This window comes from Acinetobacter albensis, from assembly GCF_900095025.1.
Classification (GTDB): Bacteria; Pseudomonadota; Gammaproteobacteria; order Pseudomonadales; family Moraxellaceae; genus Acinetobacter; species Acinetobacter albensis.
The window spans coordinates 147728-162363 of record NZ_FMBK01000008.1; the positions used below are offsets into that span (position 1 = coordinate 147728).

General features: G+C 38.6%; 18 protein-coding genes and 2 tRNA genes. 12 read left to right on the plus strand and 8 right to left on the minus strand.

What is annotated here, in order from left to right; all coding sequences use genetic code 11:
- Positions 1 to 84 precede the first annotated feature (84 nt).
- Positions 85 to 1182: a DNA/RNA non-specific endonuclease gene (locus GA0116959_RS08270; RefSeq protein WP_092720134.1), complete on the plus strand. Its 1098-nt coding sequence runs from the start codon at positions 85 to 87 to the stop codon at positions 1180 to 1182.
- A gap of 67 nt (positions 1183 to 1249) precedes the next feature.
- Entirely contained in the window at positions 1250 to 1495 is a 246-nt protein-coding gene (locus GA0116959_RS08275; protein ID WP_053580289.1) for a hypothetical protein, read from the plus strand.
- A gap of 119 nt (positions 1496 to 1614) precedes the next feature.
- Here GA0116959_RS08275 and GA0116959_RS08280 read toward each other — a convergent pair whose 3' ends face one another.
- Complete coding sequence (locus tag GA0116959_RS08280) at positions 1615 to 2622, minus strand: AraC family transcriptional regulator (protein WP_092720136.1); 1008 nt, start codon at positions 2620 to 2622, stop codon at positions 1615 to 1617.
- A 102-nt stretch (positions 2623 to 2724) separates the two neighbouring features.
- Here GA0116959_RS08280 and GA0116959_RS08285 point away from each other — a divergent pair, with 102 nt between their 5' ends.
- Positions 2725 to 3336 carry a sterol desaturase family protein gene (locus tag GA0116959_RS08285; protein WP_092720138.1) on the plus strand — a complete coding sequence of 204 codons (612 nt, stop codon included), beginning with the start codon at positions 2725 to 2727 and terminating at the stop codon, positions 3334 to 3336.
- Between the two features lie 286 nt (positions 3337 to 3622).
- Here the strand turns inward: GA0116959_RS08285 and hisF are convergent, their stop codons facing one another.
- Positions 3623 to 4381 (minus strand): imidazole glycerol phosphate synthase subunit HisF, encoded by a 759-nt coding sequence (gene hisF / locus GA0116959_RS08290; RefSeq protein WP_053579328.1) that lies wholly within the window; start codon positions 4379 to 4381, stop codon positions 3623 to 3625.
- Between the two features lie 113 nt (positions 4382 to 4494).
- Between hisF and GA0116959_RS08295 the strand changes: the two genes are divergently transcribed.
- The 3 genes from GA0116959_RS08295 to GA0116959_RS08305 are packed head-to-tail and all read left to right on the plus strand — an operon-like array spanning position 4495 to position 6506.
- Positions 4495 to 5445 carry a homoserine kinase gene (locus GA0116959_RS08295; protein WP_092720140.1) on the plus strand — a complete coding sequence of 317 codons (951 nt, stop codon included), beginning with the start codon at positions 4495 to 4497 and terminating at the stop codon, positions 5443 to 5445.
- 14 nt (positions 5446 to 5459) lie between these two features.
- Positions 5460 to 6080 carry a DUF1294 domain-containing protein gene (locus tag GA0116959_RS08300; protein ID WP_092720142.1) on the plus strand — a complete coding sequence of 207 codons (621 nt, stop codon included), beginning with the start codon at positions 5460 to 5462 and terminating at the stop codon, positions 6078 to 6080.
- Between the two features lie 33 nt (positions 6081 to 6113).
- Entirely contained in the window at positions 6114 to 6506 is a 393-nt protein-coding gene (locus GA0116959_RS08305; RefSeq protein ID WP_053579331.1) for a DUF4870 family protein, read from the plus strand.
- 65 nt (positions 6507 to 6571) lie between these two features.
- On the opposite strand, the gene hisA is transcribed toward GA0116959_RS08305, so the two are convergent.
- The 4 genes from hisA to hisB form a co-directional block, all read right to left on the minus strand.
- A complete protein-coding gene (gene hisA / locus GA0116959_RS08310) occupies positions 6572 to 7303 on the minus strand; it encodes a 1-(5-phosphoribosyl)-5-[(5-phosphoribosylamino)methylideneamino]imidazole-4-carboxamide isomerase (RefSeq protein ID WP_053579332.1) in 732 nt (243 codons plus the stop codon).
- Between the two features lie 119 nt (positions 7304 to 7422).
- Positions 7423 to 8049: a 3'-5' exonuclease gene (locus GA0116959_RS08315; RefSeq protein ID WP_092720144.1), complete on the minus strand. Its 627-nt coding sequence runs from the start codon at positions 8047 to 8049 to the stop codon at positions 7423 to 7425.
- A 144-nt stretch (positions 8050 to 8193) separates the two neighbouring features.
- On the minus strand, positions 8194 to 8811 hold the full coding sequence (gene hisH / locus GA0116959_RS08320; RefSeq protein WP_092720146.1) for an imidazole glycerol phosphate synthase subunit HisH: 618 nt from the start codon (positions 8809 to 8811) through the stop codon (positions 8194 to 8196).
- Positions 8811 to 9404, minus strand: a complete 594-nt coding sequence (gene hisB, locus GA0116959_RS08325; protein WP_053579335.1) for an imidazoleglycerol-phosphate dehydratase HisB — start codon at positions 9402 to 9404, stop codon at positions 8811 to 8813. Before hisB ends, hisH begins: the two co-directional genes overlap by 1 nt.
- Positions 9405 to 9500: 96 nt before the next feature.
- On the opposite strand from hisB, the gene GA0116959_RS08330 reads away from it, so the two are divergent.
- From GA0116959_RS08330 to GA0116959_RS08350, 5 genes are all read left to right on the plus strand, one after another.
- The gene (locus GA0116959_RS08330) at positions 9501 to 9878 is read left to right on the plus strand and encodes a GNAT family N-acetyltransferase (protein WP_053579336.1); all 378 of its coding nucleotides are present in this window, start codon (positions 9501 to 9503) and stop codon (positions 9876 to 9878) included.
- 197 nt (positions 9879 to 10075) lie between these two features.
- Positions 10076 to 10151 (plus strand) — tRNA-Phe (locus tag GA0116959_RS08335).
- A 135-nt stretch (positions 10152 to 10286) separates the two neighbouring features.
- Positions 10287 to 10362: transfer RNA gene (locus GA0116959_RS08340), tRNA-Phe, on the plus strand.
- Between the two features lie 129 nt (positions 10363 to 10491).
- A complete protein-coding gene (locus GA0116959_RS08345) occupies positions 10492 to 11226 on the plus strand; it encodes a class I SAM-dependent methyltransferase (protein ID WP_092720147.1) in 735 nt (244 codons plus the stop codon).
- 231 nt (positions 11227 to 11457) lie between these two features.
- Positions 11458 to 11979 (plus strand): hypothetical protein, encoded by a 522-nt coding sequence (locus tag GA0116959_RS08350; protein ID WP_092720149.1) that lies wholly within the window; start codon positions 11458 to 11460, stop codon positions 11977 to 11979.
- Between the two features lie 102 nt (positions 11980 to 12081).
- Here GA0116959_RS08350 and GA0116959_RS08355 read toward each other — a convergent pair whose 3' ends face one another.
- Both GA0116959_RS08355 and GA0116959_RS08360 read right to left on the minus strand, forming a co-directional pair.
- Positions 12082 to 12537 carry a hypothetical protein gene (locus GA0116959_RS08355; RefSeq protein WP_092720151.1) on the minus strand — a complete coding sequence of 152 codons (456 nt, stop codon included), beginning with the start codon at positions 12535 to 12537 and terminating at the stop codon, positions 12082 to 12084.
- 279 nt (positions 12538 to 12816) lie between these two features.
- On the minus strand, positions 12817 to 13515 hold the full coding sequence (locus GA0116959_RS08360) for a YidX family protein (RefSeq protein WP_092720153.1): 699 nt from the start codon (positions 13513 to 13515) through the stop codon (positions 12817 to 12819).
- 151 nt (positions 13516 to 13666) lie between these two features.
- Here GA0116959_RS08360 and tehB point away from each other — a divergent pair, with 151 nt between their 5' ends.
- On the plus strand, positions 13667 to 14530 hold the full coding sequence (gene tehB / locus GA0116959_RS08365) for an SAM-dependent methyltransferase TehB (RefSeq protein ID WP_092720155.1): 864 nt from the start codon (positions 13667 to 13669) through the stop codon (positions 14528 to 14530).
- Positions 14531 to 14636 lie beyond the last annotated feature (106 nt).

Here is a 14636-nt window from a genome sequence, read left to right on the forward strand (position 1 = left end):
AAATGTTAAACAAACAAACTTTACTACATATACATCATTTTGCCCGCTTGTTAAGCTCGTGGAAATTGAGAGTTTGTTGTAGCAATGGCTGTTAGAAAGCGTAAAACGAAAAAATCTTGGGTTCAGTATTTAAATCAAAATAGTTTAAAAATTATTTTAGGTTTAGTGGCAACCAGCAGTTTTGCGATTGCATTTGGGCAAGAAAAAATTCAGCAATTGGTGACTTTACCTGCTGTGTCTAACTCTGCCTGTCTCGATCAATTTTACCGCGATATCCCACCTTATTTGACCAAAGAAAGTTTGAAAAAAAACAGTTACCCATTGTGTTTTAACGGTTTTAACGTGATGTATTCTGGTGTTTCTAAAACACCCTTGTGGGTAGCAGAAGCACTTACTCCTAAGCGTTTAAGTCAGAAAATACCACGTGAAGATAGCTTTCATGAGGAATTAAGCATTCGACCTGAACATCGTGCCACTTTATCGGATTATAAAGCGTCCGGTTATGATCGTGGACACATGGCGCCGAATGCAGATATGCCCAATAAGGCGGCGCAAAATGACAGTTTTTCTTTGGCGAACATGGTGCCGCAAGCGCCTAAAAATAATCAACAAGTTTGGCGTGAGCTAGAAGAAGCGACTAGAGCTATCGTGACTAAACATAGATATGATGTCTACGTAGTCACTGGCCCTGTTTTTGCAACAAAAAAATTAAAAACGATTGGTCAGGGGGTCATTGTGCCCACCGCAGTTTTTAAAGCGATTTATATTCCTAAAACTGGAGCGATAGGGGCGTACTATGCGCCAAATGATCATTCGCTACAGGTTAAAGTGGTCAGCGTATGCTATTTAGAAGAACAACTTGGCATGAACGTGTTTCCTCAATTAACCGAGGAACAAAAGCGCAATACCTATAATTTACCTTTAAAAGCCAATGCCGTTAAAGTCAATAAAACCATTGCTTATTCCCACTGGGATGCAGAAAGCCAATGTGCCGAAGATGTAAACGCAGATGCATTGACTGCTGTACAAAAAGATTTTAAATCTTCTTCTGCTAGCAGCCAAACAGCCTCAACGACTGAAACAAAAAACACAACTTCTAGCCTAGATAGTGATAGCCAAAATGCCGTAGCGCGACAATTGGTGGATGCATTATTACAATATATTTTACAAACCTTGAAATAAGCGATTTTTAAAGTAGGATAAAGTTGGTCTATATAGGGCAATAACAATAATGATGAGTGAAAATAAAATGTTCAAGCCGTTTGAAAATGGTCATGAATCGCATGCGATTCATGATTTAACGCTAGAAAATCAACAGGATTACGTCAGTCTATACGGCAATTTACAAATTACGAAAGACAAGTCTGGATTAGAAACAGCGAGGGTGTTACAGGCATTTTTGAGTGACATTGTTGCAGTATTGGAAAATGACGCTCATCTTCCCGAAAAAATAAGGATTCAGGCTGAACAGGAAATAGAAAATCCTTTTTTATAACTGAAAAAAATAAATGTTCCACATGGAACATCAAAATATATACTGAGTTTTTTAGCGTAAAAGTAAGTCTGAGTTTTTGAGTGAAGTCATTTAAGCTTTATATTTGAAACCATTTAGCTTCAAGGTGAAGTGTGCCGTTGCTTGCGCCATTGCTGAGGGGTTCGTCCAGTCCAGTGTTTAAAAGCACGCTGAAAAGCACTTTGTTCTGAGTAGCTTAGCAATAGGGCAATTTCTAGTAAACTCAAATGTGGGTCCTTGAGATATTGTTCTGCCAATAAATGACGCACTTCCTGAACACGGTTTTGATAAGTGGTGTCTTGTTGCTGTAAATGGCGTTGTAATTGGCGAATAGACATTCCTAATTGTCGGCTAATCGGTTCAATTTGATATAGATTTTTTTGTAAACCCGTCAAAATTGCTTGTTGTAATCGATGATCTAACGTTGTGGAGTTGGGCAGTTTATCTAATAAGGCTTGAGCTTGCTGCATCAGCAAGTGGTGTAAAGTTTGATCGCCTTGACGAAACGGTTTTGCCAGTTCTTGAATAGGTAAAACAATTTGCGCAACAGGTTGAGAGAAACGGACTTTACAATGAAAGTATTGTTCGTACAGTGCGATATTGGGAGGGGCAGGATGGGTAAAATGAATTTCATATACGTAAATACTGTCAAATTCCATAAAGAGATAAAGAAACTTGATCATCAGTGCTATGGCAATTTCATTGGTCACTTGGGTGGTGAGATGGAAGGGAATATCTCCCCAACCAATCCTTAAGTAATCATCTTGCATATTGACTTGTAAGCTACTTCCATCATAGACCAGTCGATGTAAGTCATGATAACGATGTAAAGCCTCACCTAAGGTGGTACAAGATAAAGCAATATAAGCAATAATACCGAGATGTTTGGGTTGTACGTAGTCAGCAATATCCAGACCCAGTGCAGGGACGTGTATCTGTTGTTGAATATCGGTCAGCAATTCTCGCCAAATACTATAATCAAAGCGTTCTAGGTTTTGAATTTGTTCAAGTTTTTCAGAAATAACGAGACCTTTCGCCTGACTATAAGCATATAGTAAATGTCCGAGGCCGCCATAAACGGAACCTGTATAATCTTTAAGTGATTGCATCCTGCTCTTTTTTTGTCGTAATTTGTCAATGAAGTCTTGTTTTAAGGTCAATATTTAGCATGGTTGATGGCTTATATTCAATACCAAAGAGGAGAATTAACCATGTTAAAAGGTTTTTTAGTCGGATTGGTGGTAGCCAATGGTTTTGAATGGGTAGCGCACAAATATGTTTTGCATGGTACACATCGCACAGGAAAACCACGTTATAGTCCTGTGCCAGACAGTATGAAATCTCATTGGGAACATCATCGTGAAGTACGTAAAACCACATTTCTTGATCATGGATACGTAGAAGGAATTTCAAATTGGCGCACTAAAAATGAAATTGTGTCTTTAGCTGTCGTGGCGACTGTGGCAGGTGGATTATTTTATCCAGTTTCTAAAGGAATGGCAGCAGCAGCGGTTTATAGTGCATGTAATTATTATTATATTCATCGCCGCGCACATTTAGAACCAGAGTGGGCCATGAAAAAAATACCGTGGCACTATGACCACCATATGAATTCCAATCAAGATGCAAATTGGTGTGTCACGAAACCTTGGTTTGACTATATTTTGGGTACACGGGTTATTTCATCTGAAGATTTACAAGAACAGAATCCCTTGGGAATTGCACTGCCTCAATCTGTTTCAAAAATATTGAATTCTGTGGCAAACAGCTATTTTCCTGCAAAATGGGTCTCAAAAGTCCCTCAACTAGAAACACACATGTAAAAAAACGCTTGATGATTTTTAGTCGAATTATTTTAGGTGTTTATCATGAAATGATAATTTCTAAGCTCTGTCTTCATGTATCAATATCTTGGCATTGACCTCCAAGAGTAGATGTATTTTTGCACATAAAAATTTATGTAGAGAAATTTTATAATTCTTCGTACATAAGGAGTCTGAAAAGACTCCTTTTTTATTTTGATTTTTTAAGCTTTATTTTTACTTTATGCTCCAGCTTAAAAAAGAGCATATTGATATGCTCTTTAAATGTATTTAAAAAATCTAAAATCTATAGACGCATTTCAATACCTTGATTTGCAAGATATTGTTTTGCTTCTGGAATGCTATGCTGACCAAAGTGAAAAATAGAAGCCGCCAGTACCGCATCTGCGCCACCGACTAAAATGCCATCAGCCAAATGTTGTAAACATCCGACACCGCCAGAAGCAATGGTTGGAATGGTGACACGGTCATTGATTTGACGCATCAATTTAAGATCATAACCTGCCTTTGTACCATCAGCATCCATCGATGTAATCAGGAGTTCACCTGCGCCGAAATCAGCCATTTTTACAGCCCATTCAATCGCATCAATTCCTGTCGGTCTACGACCACCGTGGGTGAAAATTTCCCATTTATTCTCACCTGTTTTCTTTGCATCAATGGCGACTACGATACATTGTGCACCAAAGCGCTGTGAAGCTTGTTGCACAAATTCAGGATTAAATACCGCAGCTGAATTAATGCTCACTTTATCTGCGCCTGCATTGAGCAATAAGCGAATATCTTCCACTTTACGAACACCACCACCCACGGTTAAAGGTACAAATACACTTTCAGCCATACGTTCTACCGTACGATAAGTGGTATCACGCTCCCCAGAAGTTGCGGTAATGTCCAAAAAGGTAATTTCGTCGGCACCTTGTTCATTATAACGACGCGCCACTTCAACCGGATCGCCTGCATCACGAATATCAAGAAATTGTACACCTTTCACAACTCGACCATTATCTACATCAAGACAAGGAATAATACGTTTAGCCAGCATAATTTTTTCCAAAAATAACAGTCGATTATGAAACTTCGTGACTCAGGTGCTACACCTAAATAGTCGGAGCGAGTATTCTATCAAAATTATGTAAGTTTTTTCGCAGGTTTTGTATGTCGGTTTATACCCCTTTGACTTTAAATGAAGTTCAGGTTTTTGCTACACCTTATGGATTGGAGGTGATTGACCTGATTCCGATTCAAGGCGGCATTCAAAATACAAACTATTTTTTAGTCTGCAATACCGGCGAGCATTATGTTTTAACGATATTTGAAGATTTGGATGAGCAAGGTGCGGCTGAATTAGTGCCTGTACTGGAACATTTGGGCAAATCTGGATTACCTGTACCTGTACCTTTAAATTATGCAGGCAAAGCCATTCATATACTTAAAAACAAACCTGCTCAAATTGCTCCGCGTATGCGCGGTAAACATCCAATGCCATCCACAGTAGCGCAAGTTCAAGCGATTGCGATTGCACAAGCTCAAATACATCTTGCCTTGCAAGATTTTCCTTTGCAACGTACTGAAGATCGAAATCATGATTATTGGTTACACGTGGCTAAAGAATTAAAACCGACTCTGAATCCCGCCGATGCTATTTTGCTCAGTGAGGTATTGGGTCTTTATGATGCACTCACATCAGTTTATCCAAACCGTCCGAAAGGCTTTATTCATGCTGATTTATTCCGTGACAATACCTTGTTTGTAGATAATCAACTGCATGGTATTTTAGACTTTTATGAATTGAATAAAGATGAATTTTTATTTGATATCGCCATTACTTTAAATGATTTTTGTACCGAATACCCTGATGTGCATTTGAATGAAGTCAAGGCACAGGCATTTTTAGAAGCCTATGAAACAGTACGTCGATTAACCGAAGATGAAAAAGCCTGTTTAGAGATTTATTTGGCGATTACTGCCGCACGTTTTTGGCTGATGCGTTTACAAGTGGCACAAAAAAATGCACAACAAGAACGTACAGGGGAAGATATTTTGCAGAAAAATCCACAAGAGATGCGTAAGATGTTGGTAGAAAGACTTAAATTTGTTACCGCTTAAAATAGGATGCACACATGCGCGATCAGGGACGTTTAGTCGAATGGTTGGACGATCAAGGCTACGGTTTTATTCAACCGAATGATGCTGATAAAGATCGCGTATTTTTACATATTAAGGATTTTGCCCGGCAAGGCCCGCGTCCCATCGTCGGTTGTGCGCTAGAATATACGGTAGCACATGATGGGAAGGGACGCTTTCGTGCTCATCAAGTGACTTATCTTAAAGCCTCTCAAACCCAAAAAACGTCCACCCCGATAAAAAAAATAAAGCAAGAAACGAAGTTGCATCCCGTCCAAATAGCTGCTGTGGTGTATATTTTGGCTTTGGCTGTATTGAGCATATCGGGACTCATCAGTGGAATCCTGCTGCTCTTTATCAGCATCATCAATGCAGCAACCTATTGGTTTTATGCCCAAGATAAAGAGGCCGCGCAGTTAGGAAATAAGCGTGTAGCGGAAAATATCTTACATATTTTATCTTTTTTGGGGGGATGGCCGAGTGCTTGGCTCGCACAACAAAAATTGCGACATAAAACACAAAAACAACCATTTAGAAGAATTTATTTTTGTACTATAGTTTTAAACATACTTTTGATTTTATGGCTGATTTCTCCTTTAAATGTGTTGAAAATTTAAAGGAGCCAAATGACTTTAAAAGAGAGGATCAATATGAATTATGCTATAGATCGAGATTCTAATCGAACACTCACGTTAATCTTGTATGTACTTTATATTATCGCTATTTTTTCTGGCGGTTTATTGGCCATTGTGGCTTTAGTCATTAATTATATCAAACGTGATGATGTGCGTGGCTCTATTGTTGAAAGCCATTTTACCTGGCAAATTCGAACTTTTTGGTGGTATCTGATTTGGAATATCATCGCTTTTGTTCCGTTTCTTTTTTTATTCTTTACTGGTGAGAATGTTGATGTTTTTGCGGGTGTTGCCCTGATTGCAACCACATTTTGTCTGTTGGTGGTTGGAATTTCATGGCTCTGGATTGTTTATCGGGCGATCCTTGGCATGATTCGTTTAAATGATCATCAGCCCATGTATCAGTAAGTGTACCAATCCGTTAAAAAAGAGCTCAATTGAGCTCTTTTTCATCATTTTACACGATCAGTTTATTAAATTGACTGATCATCCCATAAGGATTGAGCTTCACGCAGATTGAGCGTGCCTTCATAAATAGCCCGACCCGTAATCGCCCCTAAAATTCCGGGTTGACCTTTTAAGTTACGTACATCATCAAGGTTGGTCACGCCACCCGAAGCAATGACAGGTAAGCCAGAATAAGTAGCTAGATTTACTGTTTGTTCAATGTTGACACCCTGCATCATGCCGTCACGTGCAATATCGGTGTAAACAATGCTAGATACACCTGCATCAGCAAAACGTTTAGCTAAATCGATGGCTTTAATATCAGTGATATTGGCCCAACCATCGGTTGCCACCATCCCATTCATAGCATCAATCCCGACAATGATGCGACCTGCGAATTTCTTACAGGCCTCTTCAACAAAAGCAGGATCTTGAACAGCTTTGGTTCCAATAATGACGAAAGAAACACCCGCATCCAAATAATGTTCAATGGTTTCTAATGAACGTATTCCACCACCAATCTGAATCGGAAGTTCAGGTTGTGCACGTGCAATCGCTTCGACCACAGGTTTATGAATGGGTGTACCTGCGAAAGCACCGTTTAAATCAACTAAATGTAAACGACGTGCGCCTTCATTCACCCAATGTTGTGCAGTTGCCACAGGATCATCCGAAAATACAGTATCGTCTTCCATACGGCCTTGTTTTAAACGGACACATTTGCCATCTTTCAGGTCAATTGCAGGGATGATCAGCATGCCTTCGCTCCTTGCTTAATTTCATTAAATAGAATGTTGCTCATTTTAGCAAAGTATTGTCCAAACACTAAGCATCAGTTTTGGCTTTATTTTGTTGCCATAATCAAAGCATGATTATGTTATTTAGACGTCGTATGAGAAATAAATCCTAAACGGCGTAATTCTTCAAAGACCAATACTGGCGCATAAGCATCCGCAGCCGCATATTGAATTTGTGGCGAAGTCAGTACTCTTCTTGCCCAATTGGAGGTGCTTATTTTTTTACTTTTGGGGAAATTAACCTGAAATAACAGTGCCATCGCATTTTTCAGGCCCATAGTATTTGTAAAGCCCAAAGGGGAAAAACATTTCGATAAGTCGACTATATTATTAAGTTGGATGCCCTTTTTTCGAAACAGTGGCGCATCATTTTTTAAACCAAAACCGACCTTCATTTGATTTCTATTTTCAAATATGGGTTTTAAAAATGCGAGAATTTGTGGATTGACTTGAAATAGATAAGCTTGATGGACAGTTGCCAACTGAATTATGTGTGGTCCTGTAGAAATTTCACCTTTATTAAAGGTGGGTTTCGACTCGGTATCAAAACCGAATAGGGTACAATTTTTGAATACTTGTTCTATAGCCAGACATTGCGATAAAGAATGAATAACCTGAATATTTTCTGGTTCAAGGTTCTGAAACAATGGTAATTTTTGAATGTATTCTTTGCTGGGTAAAACTGGATTAAGGTTTGTAGGATTCATTTGAACTAAAACGTGAGCTTTTTTGCAGACTAACGTGTTTTAAACAGAATGGCAAAAAAGCATTAATATCGTTAATTACGCCATTCCAAAAAATAAAAAAGCCTAATCAGAATTAGGCTTTATCTAGGCTTAAAAAATTAAAATTTAGATTTTCCATTCCACAAAGTTTTTTAGTAATTGCAAACCTGCAGTGTGACTTTTTTCAGGATGGAATTGTGTGGCAAATAAATTTTCTTTATGCAAAGCGGTACAAAACGCTAAACCATAATCACATGTTGCAGCAATAAGGTCAGTATCTTGAGGTTCAACATAGAAACTATGCACAAAGTAAAAACGTGCATCTTGTTCAATATCTTTCCACATCGGATGGCTAGGGTCTGCTTGATGTACCTGATTCCAGCCCATATGCGGCACTTTTAAGCCTGCAATATTGGGAAAGTGTTTGACTTCACCTTCAAATATAGCCAAAGCATCTGCACCGCCATTTTCTTCTGAGCGTTGCATCAACGCTTGCATGCCCACACAAATGGCAAGTACAGGCTTATTAAAGACGGCATGACGTACCACTTCATCAATACCTGCTTCATGCATGCCATGCATACAATCACGCATTGCACCGACACCCGGAAAGACAATTTTATCCGCTTGAGCAATCAGCTTAGGATCGTGAGTCACATCAACCGTTGCACCGACATGTTCTAAGGCTTTGGCTGCTGAGTGTAAATTCCCCATACCATAATCAAGAAGGGCAATACGGGTCATTACAAGCTTCCTTTGGTTGATGCAACAGTGTTTGCTGCACGAGGATCAACTTCACAGGCCATACGTAGCGCACGTGCAAATGCTTTAAATACACATTCAATTTGATGGTGGCTATTCTTGCCTTTTAAATTGTCGATATGTAAAGTCATCAGCGAGTGGTTTACGAAACCTTGAAAAAATTCAGAAAATAGATCGACATCAAAACGACCAATCATTGAACGCGTGAAGGGAATATCCATAAATAAACCCGGACGACCTGATAAATCGACCACAACACGGCTCAATGCTTCATCTAATGGTGCATAAAAATGGCCATAGCGACGTAAACCTTTTTTATCACCCAAGGCTTGTGCAAAAGCTTGTCCGAGTGTAATACCACAGTCTTCTACGGTATGATGGTCATCAATATCAAGGTCGCCATCACAGTGAATATCAATATCAAATAAACCATGACGCTTGATTTGATCAATCATATGATCTAAAAATGGAATACCTGTATTGAGGGTGCCTTGACCCGTACCATCAAGATTCACACGAACTCGAATTTTGGTTTCGTTGGTGTTTCTTACCACTTCACTGATACGTTGCGTCATAGACACGTTCCTCAAAAACGTTAAAAATGATGATGTAAAATGTTCTTTCGCGGTGACGAAATCACCGCATATTAGATTGCTCAGGAGGGTTAATCAATGCCTATTACCGTACATGCTTACACTTCACTAGAAAATGCAGAAGTACGCAGCCAACTTGAGCGACTGTATGATACCAGTCCAGAATTTGGAGATGGGCAAGATGCCATTGATCAACTAGAGCTCAACTTAGCTCAGTATACCTTAGTTTATACAGCAGAATTTAATACAAAATTGATTGCTGCAATTTGGAGTACGGGACAAGGAGAAAGTCGCACCTTGGAAAATATTGTGGTGCACCCAGCCAATCGTGGACGTGGTATTGCAGATCGCTTGGTCAGTGAAGTCTGTCGGATTGAAGAAGAAAAAGGTGTAAAGGTATTTGAACCAGGCTGTGGTGCCATTCATCGTTGTTTGGCGCATTTGGAAAAAATTTAATCCAAACTTGCCCTAAAAAAGTAGTCTGATGACTGCTTTTTTAGGGCAAAAAATAAGCTCGGCTTAAATTACGTTGCGCATGGATCGTCAAAATGAGTTAAATTTTAGGGTTATTGCTGTAAAAATAAACACTTGCTTAAAGAAAATATAAAAGCCTCTTGACTGAAAAACACTTAAACTGTTTAATACGCGGCATTGGCGTGATAGCTCAGTCGGTAGAGCAACGGATTGAAAATCCGTGTGTCCCCAGTTCGAACCTGGGTCTCGCCACCATATTTAAAATCTATTTTAAGATTTCAATCCCTGATCCCATCAGGGATTTTTTTTGGGCAAAAAATATTCAATCAAATAAAAATGTGATGAATTATATTGACTAATGTCCGGAGATACGGCTTAATACACGGCATTGGCGTGATAGCTCAGTCGGTAGAGCAACGGATTGAAAATCCGTGTGTCCCCAGTTCGAACCTGGGTCTCGCCACCATATTTTAAAAAACCTCAAACATTGTTTGGGGTTTTTTTTATGCTTAAAAATTGTCTAACAGTTTTTATTCAAATCGAACTATTTTTCGATATATTCAAATCATAAGAAATTAATTAAATTATTCTAAAAATGAAAGATCTCTTTTCTCAGCACAGTTTTGGTTATAAACAGGCCCGTCCACATTATTCTATTCAAATTATAGAAGAAATTTTAAAATACGTGCCCGAATTTGGTTTTTCTTGGGATTGTGGGGCAGGATCAGGACAATTGACCCAATTGTTGGCACCTTATTTTGATCATGTGGTGGCAACCGATATCAGTGCAGCACAATTACAACACGCACCTTATTTTGAAAATGTCAGTTATCAATTACAGCCTGCCGAACAAACCAGTATTCCTACCCAGTCGATTGATTTGGTAACGGTGGCGCAAGCGATTCATTGGTTTAACTTTGATGCTTTTTATGCAGAAGCCAAACGTGTGCTTAAACCACATGGTGTTATTGCCGTGATTGGTTATGGCTTAATTCAAGTACAACAGGTTGAGGTTCATGATTTAATCGAGCAGCTATACGCTGAAACTTTAAATGGTTATTGGGAGCCTGAACGCTGTTATATTGATGAGCAATATCAAACCATTTCTTTTCCTTTTCATGAATATCCCGTGCCACAACTGAGCTTAAATTATTCATGGACAGCACAGCAATTACTTGCTTATTTAAAAACATGGTCCGCATTACAACATTATCAAACCATACATTCGGATGATCCACTTCAGGATCTTACTCAGGCTTTAACAGATGCGCCAGAACATTTTTCTGTGACGTTTCCAATTTGGTTGCGTATAGGAACTGTACTCGCGTAAATATAAAAATAAACAGCGATTCATTTGGATTAAATTTTTGATTTTATTAAATTATTGATAATTTTTTTATAAATTCTTTTGAAGTTGATGAGCAAAAATGTGTTTGCATCTAGTGAATGTATTTAACCATTTATCTGAGTTTAATTTTTAGGTTGATTGTTTAATATACAATTAATCTTGTTCACGGTTGAGTGTGATCTTCATTTTTTATTCATTTTGAGTAGAATTACCATGAATCTCCTAAAAGTTATATCTTATTGTATCTTGGTTGTTGCTGGAGTAGCTGCTAGCGTTACTGCCTTTGCAGATACGGTTGAATTACCTGTGTTAAAAACTTTGGCAGAACCTGAGTTAAGAGCTGAAACAGGGATTATTCAATATCAAGAAGATCCAGCAAGAGTCAAAGCGTTGCAGCATGAGGTGATGAAACTGAGCGATGAAGCTCAAAATTTTATGATTGCCCCTAATGTGCTGACCAATGTGGAAATTTTGCCTGCTGCACCATTACCAAATTTAAATAGTTTACCTTTGATATTACAGCAGCATATTTTATCGATTGCACAAGGTTTACAGTCTTCGGATCCTAAACAAGGTTTGTATATTATGCTCCAGCCTTTTGGTATAGATCGTAATGCAACCAATGCACAAATTGGTCGAGAGCAGTTTTCAATAGATAAAATTGACCGTCAACTTGGAAGTGGTGAAATTGTTATGCCACCATCCAACAGCTTACCTGTGGGCGGGATACGTTAGCATTTAGCGCTAAAATTTTAATAGTTTGATCAAAAAAAGGATGCAATCAAATGCATCCTTTTTTGTTTGAGATATTTTTATATCTCTGCTATTACACAAGCATTAAGCTGCTTTCTTTTTGAACCAAGAAAAGAACCCTTTCTTCTCTTCAGTTTTTACCGCATCTGCTTTTTCTTCCGCTTGATCCACTTGCTCTGCTACAGTTTCTTTTACTTCAGTGGTTTCACTTATCACTGTATCTTTAGCATCCGTTGCTTGTGCTACAGCGGCATCTTTGGCTTCTACTGTTTTTGCTACAGTTGCATCTTGTACTTCAGTTGTTTTCGTCACAACCGCATCTTTTGCTTCAGTTGCTTCTGTTACAGCCGTGTTTTTAGCTTCTACAGCTTCAACAATAGTTGCATCTTTAGTATCAATAACGGCGGTTTGAACTTGTTCTGCTTGAACTTTTGCAACGTCTGCTAAAGTCGTTGTTTGTGGTTGCACAGCAGTTGTAGCCATCACTGAAGTTGTAGCAGCAACGAGAGCAATGCTCATCGCAGTTTGAAGCATATTCATGGGTGAGTATCCAGAATTGAAGGGGGAGTTTAAATTGAGCGGGCTATGTTAGCGCTTGGGAAAAAGTAATGAAGGCATTGCTTGAGAATTGGTCTAAATTTGTGTGAATAATCAACCATATTTACAGATAAATAACAGGATGTTGCGGAGTGGTTACATTTGGAATTTAGATTTTGGAGTATTTATCTTTATATTATTTATTGGGTTTTTAACCATTCCAAGATAAAAATCCTGCACAGAGTAGGAATTTTTATCTTGAAAATAAATGTTTAAATAGGGTTAGTCGAAAATTTTCTCAGCGGCTTGGAAGGGTAAGCTAATCACATCTATTGCAACTGCAAAGGGAAATAGCACCAGTTTTTGTAAAGGGTTGAGTCCAGAATAACTTTGATAACTTTCCTTTTGCATGGTGTAAATATTGACTTGATATGGCTTACTCAGTGCTTTCAATGATGCAATATTGCCTGCAACCGGATAAACCACACCCGAAAGTTTCAAGTTAAAACAAAAACGCTGTGCATTCATGCGCTTATCACTTGAAGTTGAACATTCCTCTGCGCCATTTTCAATATAAAACTCAAGATCTTTTTTATTAATATCTTCCTGTAATTTGACATAAGACAAAGGAAGCGTACCTGAGAAATGACCATCATTTTTTTCTGAATAGAAGGTGAGTTCTTTGGTCATTTGAATATTTTTAGCATCCAGTTTGTTGATTAATCGAACAAATTGTGCACCACCTTGGGTTAAAACATAGCTATTTTTATATCCAGCAATCACGAGACTATCTGCAGGTAAATGATTTTGTACTTGGGCAAGTCTTCCAAAAGCCACCACTTGATCATCGACTAATGAGGTTTTAACGTCGCGTGTATGGCTGCGGTTGTCTTTTTGAATTAAGGTGGAGGTTGCACAGCCTGCTAAAAGAGTGCCAAGTATTGCTAAACTGAGAACAGTTTTTATAGGGGATAAATGCATCTGTTGACTCCAAATTATTTGAAATTTATGAAAGCTGTATTTTTATTGTCCTTAAGCCTAACATTAAAACCTAAAATATAGAGACAATATCATGATCAAATCGCGTTATTGAGATGTATTCACTGAACAATGTAGGGTGGGAAATAAGCGTATGCAAGACTTGATTTGTTATAAAGAGCTTCCAGTGTGGACAGCACAAACCATTCCTCAAGGCTTTAAAAAGCAACACAATACCAAAGCAGGCACTTGGGCAAAGTTAAAGATTTATCAAGGTGAGCTGAAATTTGCTTTTTTAGATGATGCAGGTCAAGTGCAATCTGAACATCTATTGACACCTGAGCAACAGCCACCGTTTATTGAACCTCAAGCATGGCACAAAATTGTTTCGACCAGTGATGACATTGAATGTCAGCTGCAATTTTACTGTACTCCACAAGATTATTTTTATCAGAAATATCAGCTTTCACCCACGCACTCAGAAATCTTGGCAGCGACACCATATTTGCAAGGCGGTCATGCTCTAGATGTCGGCTGCGGGCAGGGGCGAAATTCGTTGTACTTAAGTCAGCAGGGCTTTGAGGTGGATGCTTGGGATGTCAATGCGAATAGTTTGCAAAAACTACAGCAGATAATAGATGCCGAAGGTATTCAAAAGATTCATTTGCAACAGCGAGATTTAAATGCCGACCCAAGTATTACAGGCACATATGACTTTATTTGCTGTACGGTGGTGATGATGTTTTTAGAAGCTAAAACGGTGAAACCATTGATTGCGCAGATGCAGCAAGCCACAAATGTAAATGGATTTAACTTGATCGTCTGTGCGATGGATACCGATGATATTCCTGTGCAGCCTGACTTTCCATTTGCGTTTAAAACAGGAGAGTTAAGTGGGCTATACGATGGCTGGAACATTGTGAAATACAATGAAAATGTAGGGGAGTTGCATCGGGTAGATTCCGAGGGCAATCGGATTAAACAGCATTTTGCGACATTGTTGGTGCAGAAAGTTTAGAATCACCATTAGAGAATTTCGATCAAAATAATATTTATATTTGATTCCACTTTTAAAATGAGAAAATCAGGGATAAAAAGATGTTAGCGGATATTTTTTAGCTTAA

What these genes read in the sequence shown, in the direction of transcription:
- GA0116959_RS08360 (WP_092720153.1), bottom strand. Translation starts at nt 13,515, where the DNA reads ATGCATTTATCCCCTATAAAAACTGTTCTCAGTTTAGCAATACTTGGC.
- GA0116959_RS08300 (WP_092720142.1), top strand. Translation starts at nt 5,460, where the DNA reads ATGCGCGATCAGGGACGTTTAGTCGAATGGTTGGACGATCAAGGCTAC.
- GA0116959_RS08305 (WP_053579331.1), top strand. Translation starts at nt 6,114, where the DNA reads ATGAATTATGCTATAGATCGAGATTCTAATCGAACACTCACGTTAATC.
- GA0116959_RS08355 (WP_092720151.1), bottom strand. Translation starts at nt 12,537, where the DNA reads ATGAATATGCTTCAAACTGCGATGAGCATTGCTCTCGTTGCTGCTACA.
- tehB (WP_092720155.1), top strand. Translation starts at nt 13,667, where the DNA reads ATGCAAGACTTGATTTGTTATAAAGAGCTTCCAGTGTGGACAGCACAA.
- hisF (WP_053579328.1), bottom strand. Translation starts at nt 4,381, where the DNA reads ATGCTGGCTAAACGTATTATTCCTTGTCTTGATGTAGATAATGGTCGA.
- GA0116959_RS08350 (WP_092720149.1), top strand. Translation starts at nt 11,458, where the DNA reads ATGAATCTCCTAAAAGTTATATCTTATTGTATCTTGGTTGTTGCTGGA.
- GA0116959_RS08295 (WP_092720140.1), top strand. Translation starts at nt 4,495, where the DNA reads ATGTCGGTTTATACCCCTTTGACTTTAAATGAAGTTCAGGTTTTTGCT.
- GA0116959_RS08345 (WP_092720147.1), top strand. Translation starts at nt 10,492, where the DNA reads ATGAAAGATCTCTTTTCTCAGCACAGTTTTGGTTATAAACAGGCCCGT.
- hisB (WP_053579335.1), bottom strand. Translation starts at nt 9,404, where the DNA reads ATGACGCAACGTATCAGTGAAGTGGTAAGAAACACCAACGAAACCAAA.
- GA0116959_RS08270 (WP_092720134.1), top strand. Translation starts at nt 85, where the DNA reads ATGGCTGTTAGAAAGCGTAAAACGAAAAAATCTTGGGTTCAGTATTTA.
- GA0116959_RS08330 (WP_053579336.1), top strand. Translation starts at nt 9,501, where the DNA reads ATGCCTATTACCGTACATGCTTACACTTCACTAGAAAATGCAGAAGTA.
- hisH (WP_092720146.1), bottom strand. Translation starts at nt 8,811, where the DNA reads ATGACCCGTATTGCCCTTCTTGATTATGGTATGGGGAATTTACACTCA.
- GA0116959_RS08285 (WP_092720138.1), top strand. Translation starts at nt 2,725, where the DNA reads ATGTTAAAAGGTTTTTTAGTCGGATTGGTGGTAGCCAATGGTTTTGAA.
- GA0116959_RS08275 (WP_053580289.1), top strand. Translation starts at nt 1,250, where the DNA reads ATGTTCAAGCCGTTTGAAAATGGTCATGAATCGCATGCGATTCATGAT.
- GA0116959_RS08315 (WP_092720144.1), bottom strand. Translation starts at nt 8,049, where the DNA reads ATGAATCCTACAAACCTTAATCCAGTTTTACCCAGCAAAGAATACATT.
- hisA (WP_053579332.1), bottom strand. Translation starts at nt 7,303, where the DNA reads ATGCTGATCATCCCTGCAATTGACCTGAAAGATGGCAAATGTGTCCGT.
- GA0116959_RS08280 (WP_092720136.1), bottom strand. Translation starts at nt 2,622, where the DNA reads ATGCAATCACTTAAAGATTATACAGGTTCCGTTTATGGCGGCCTCGGA.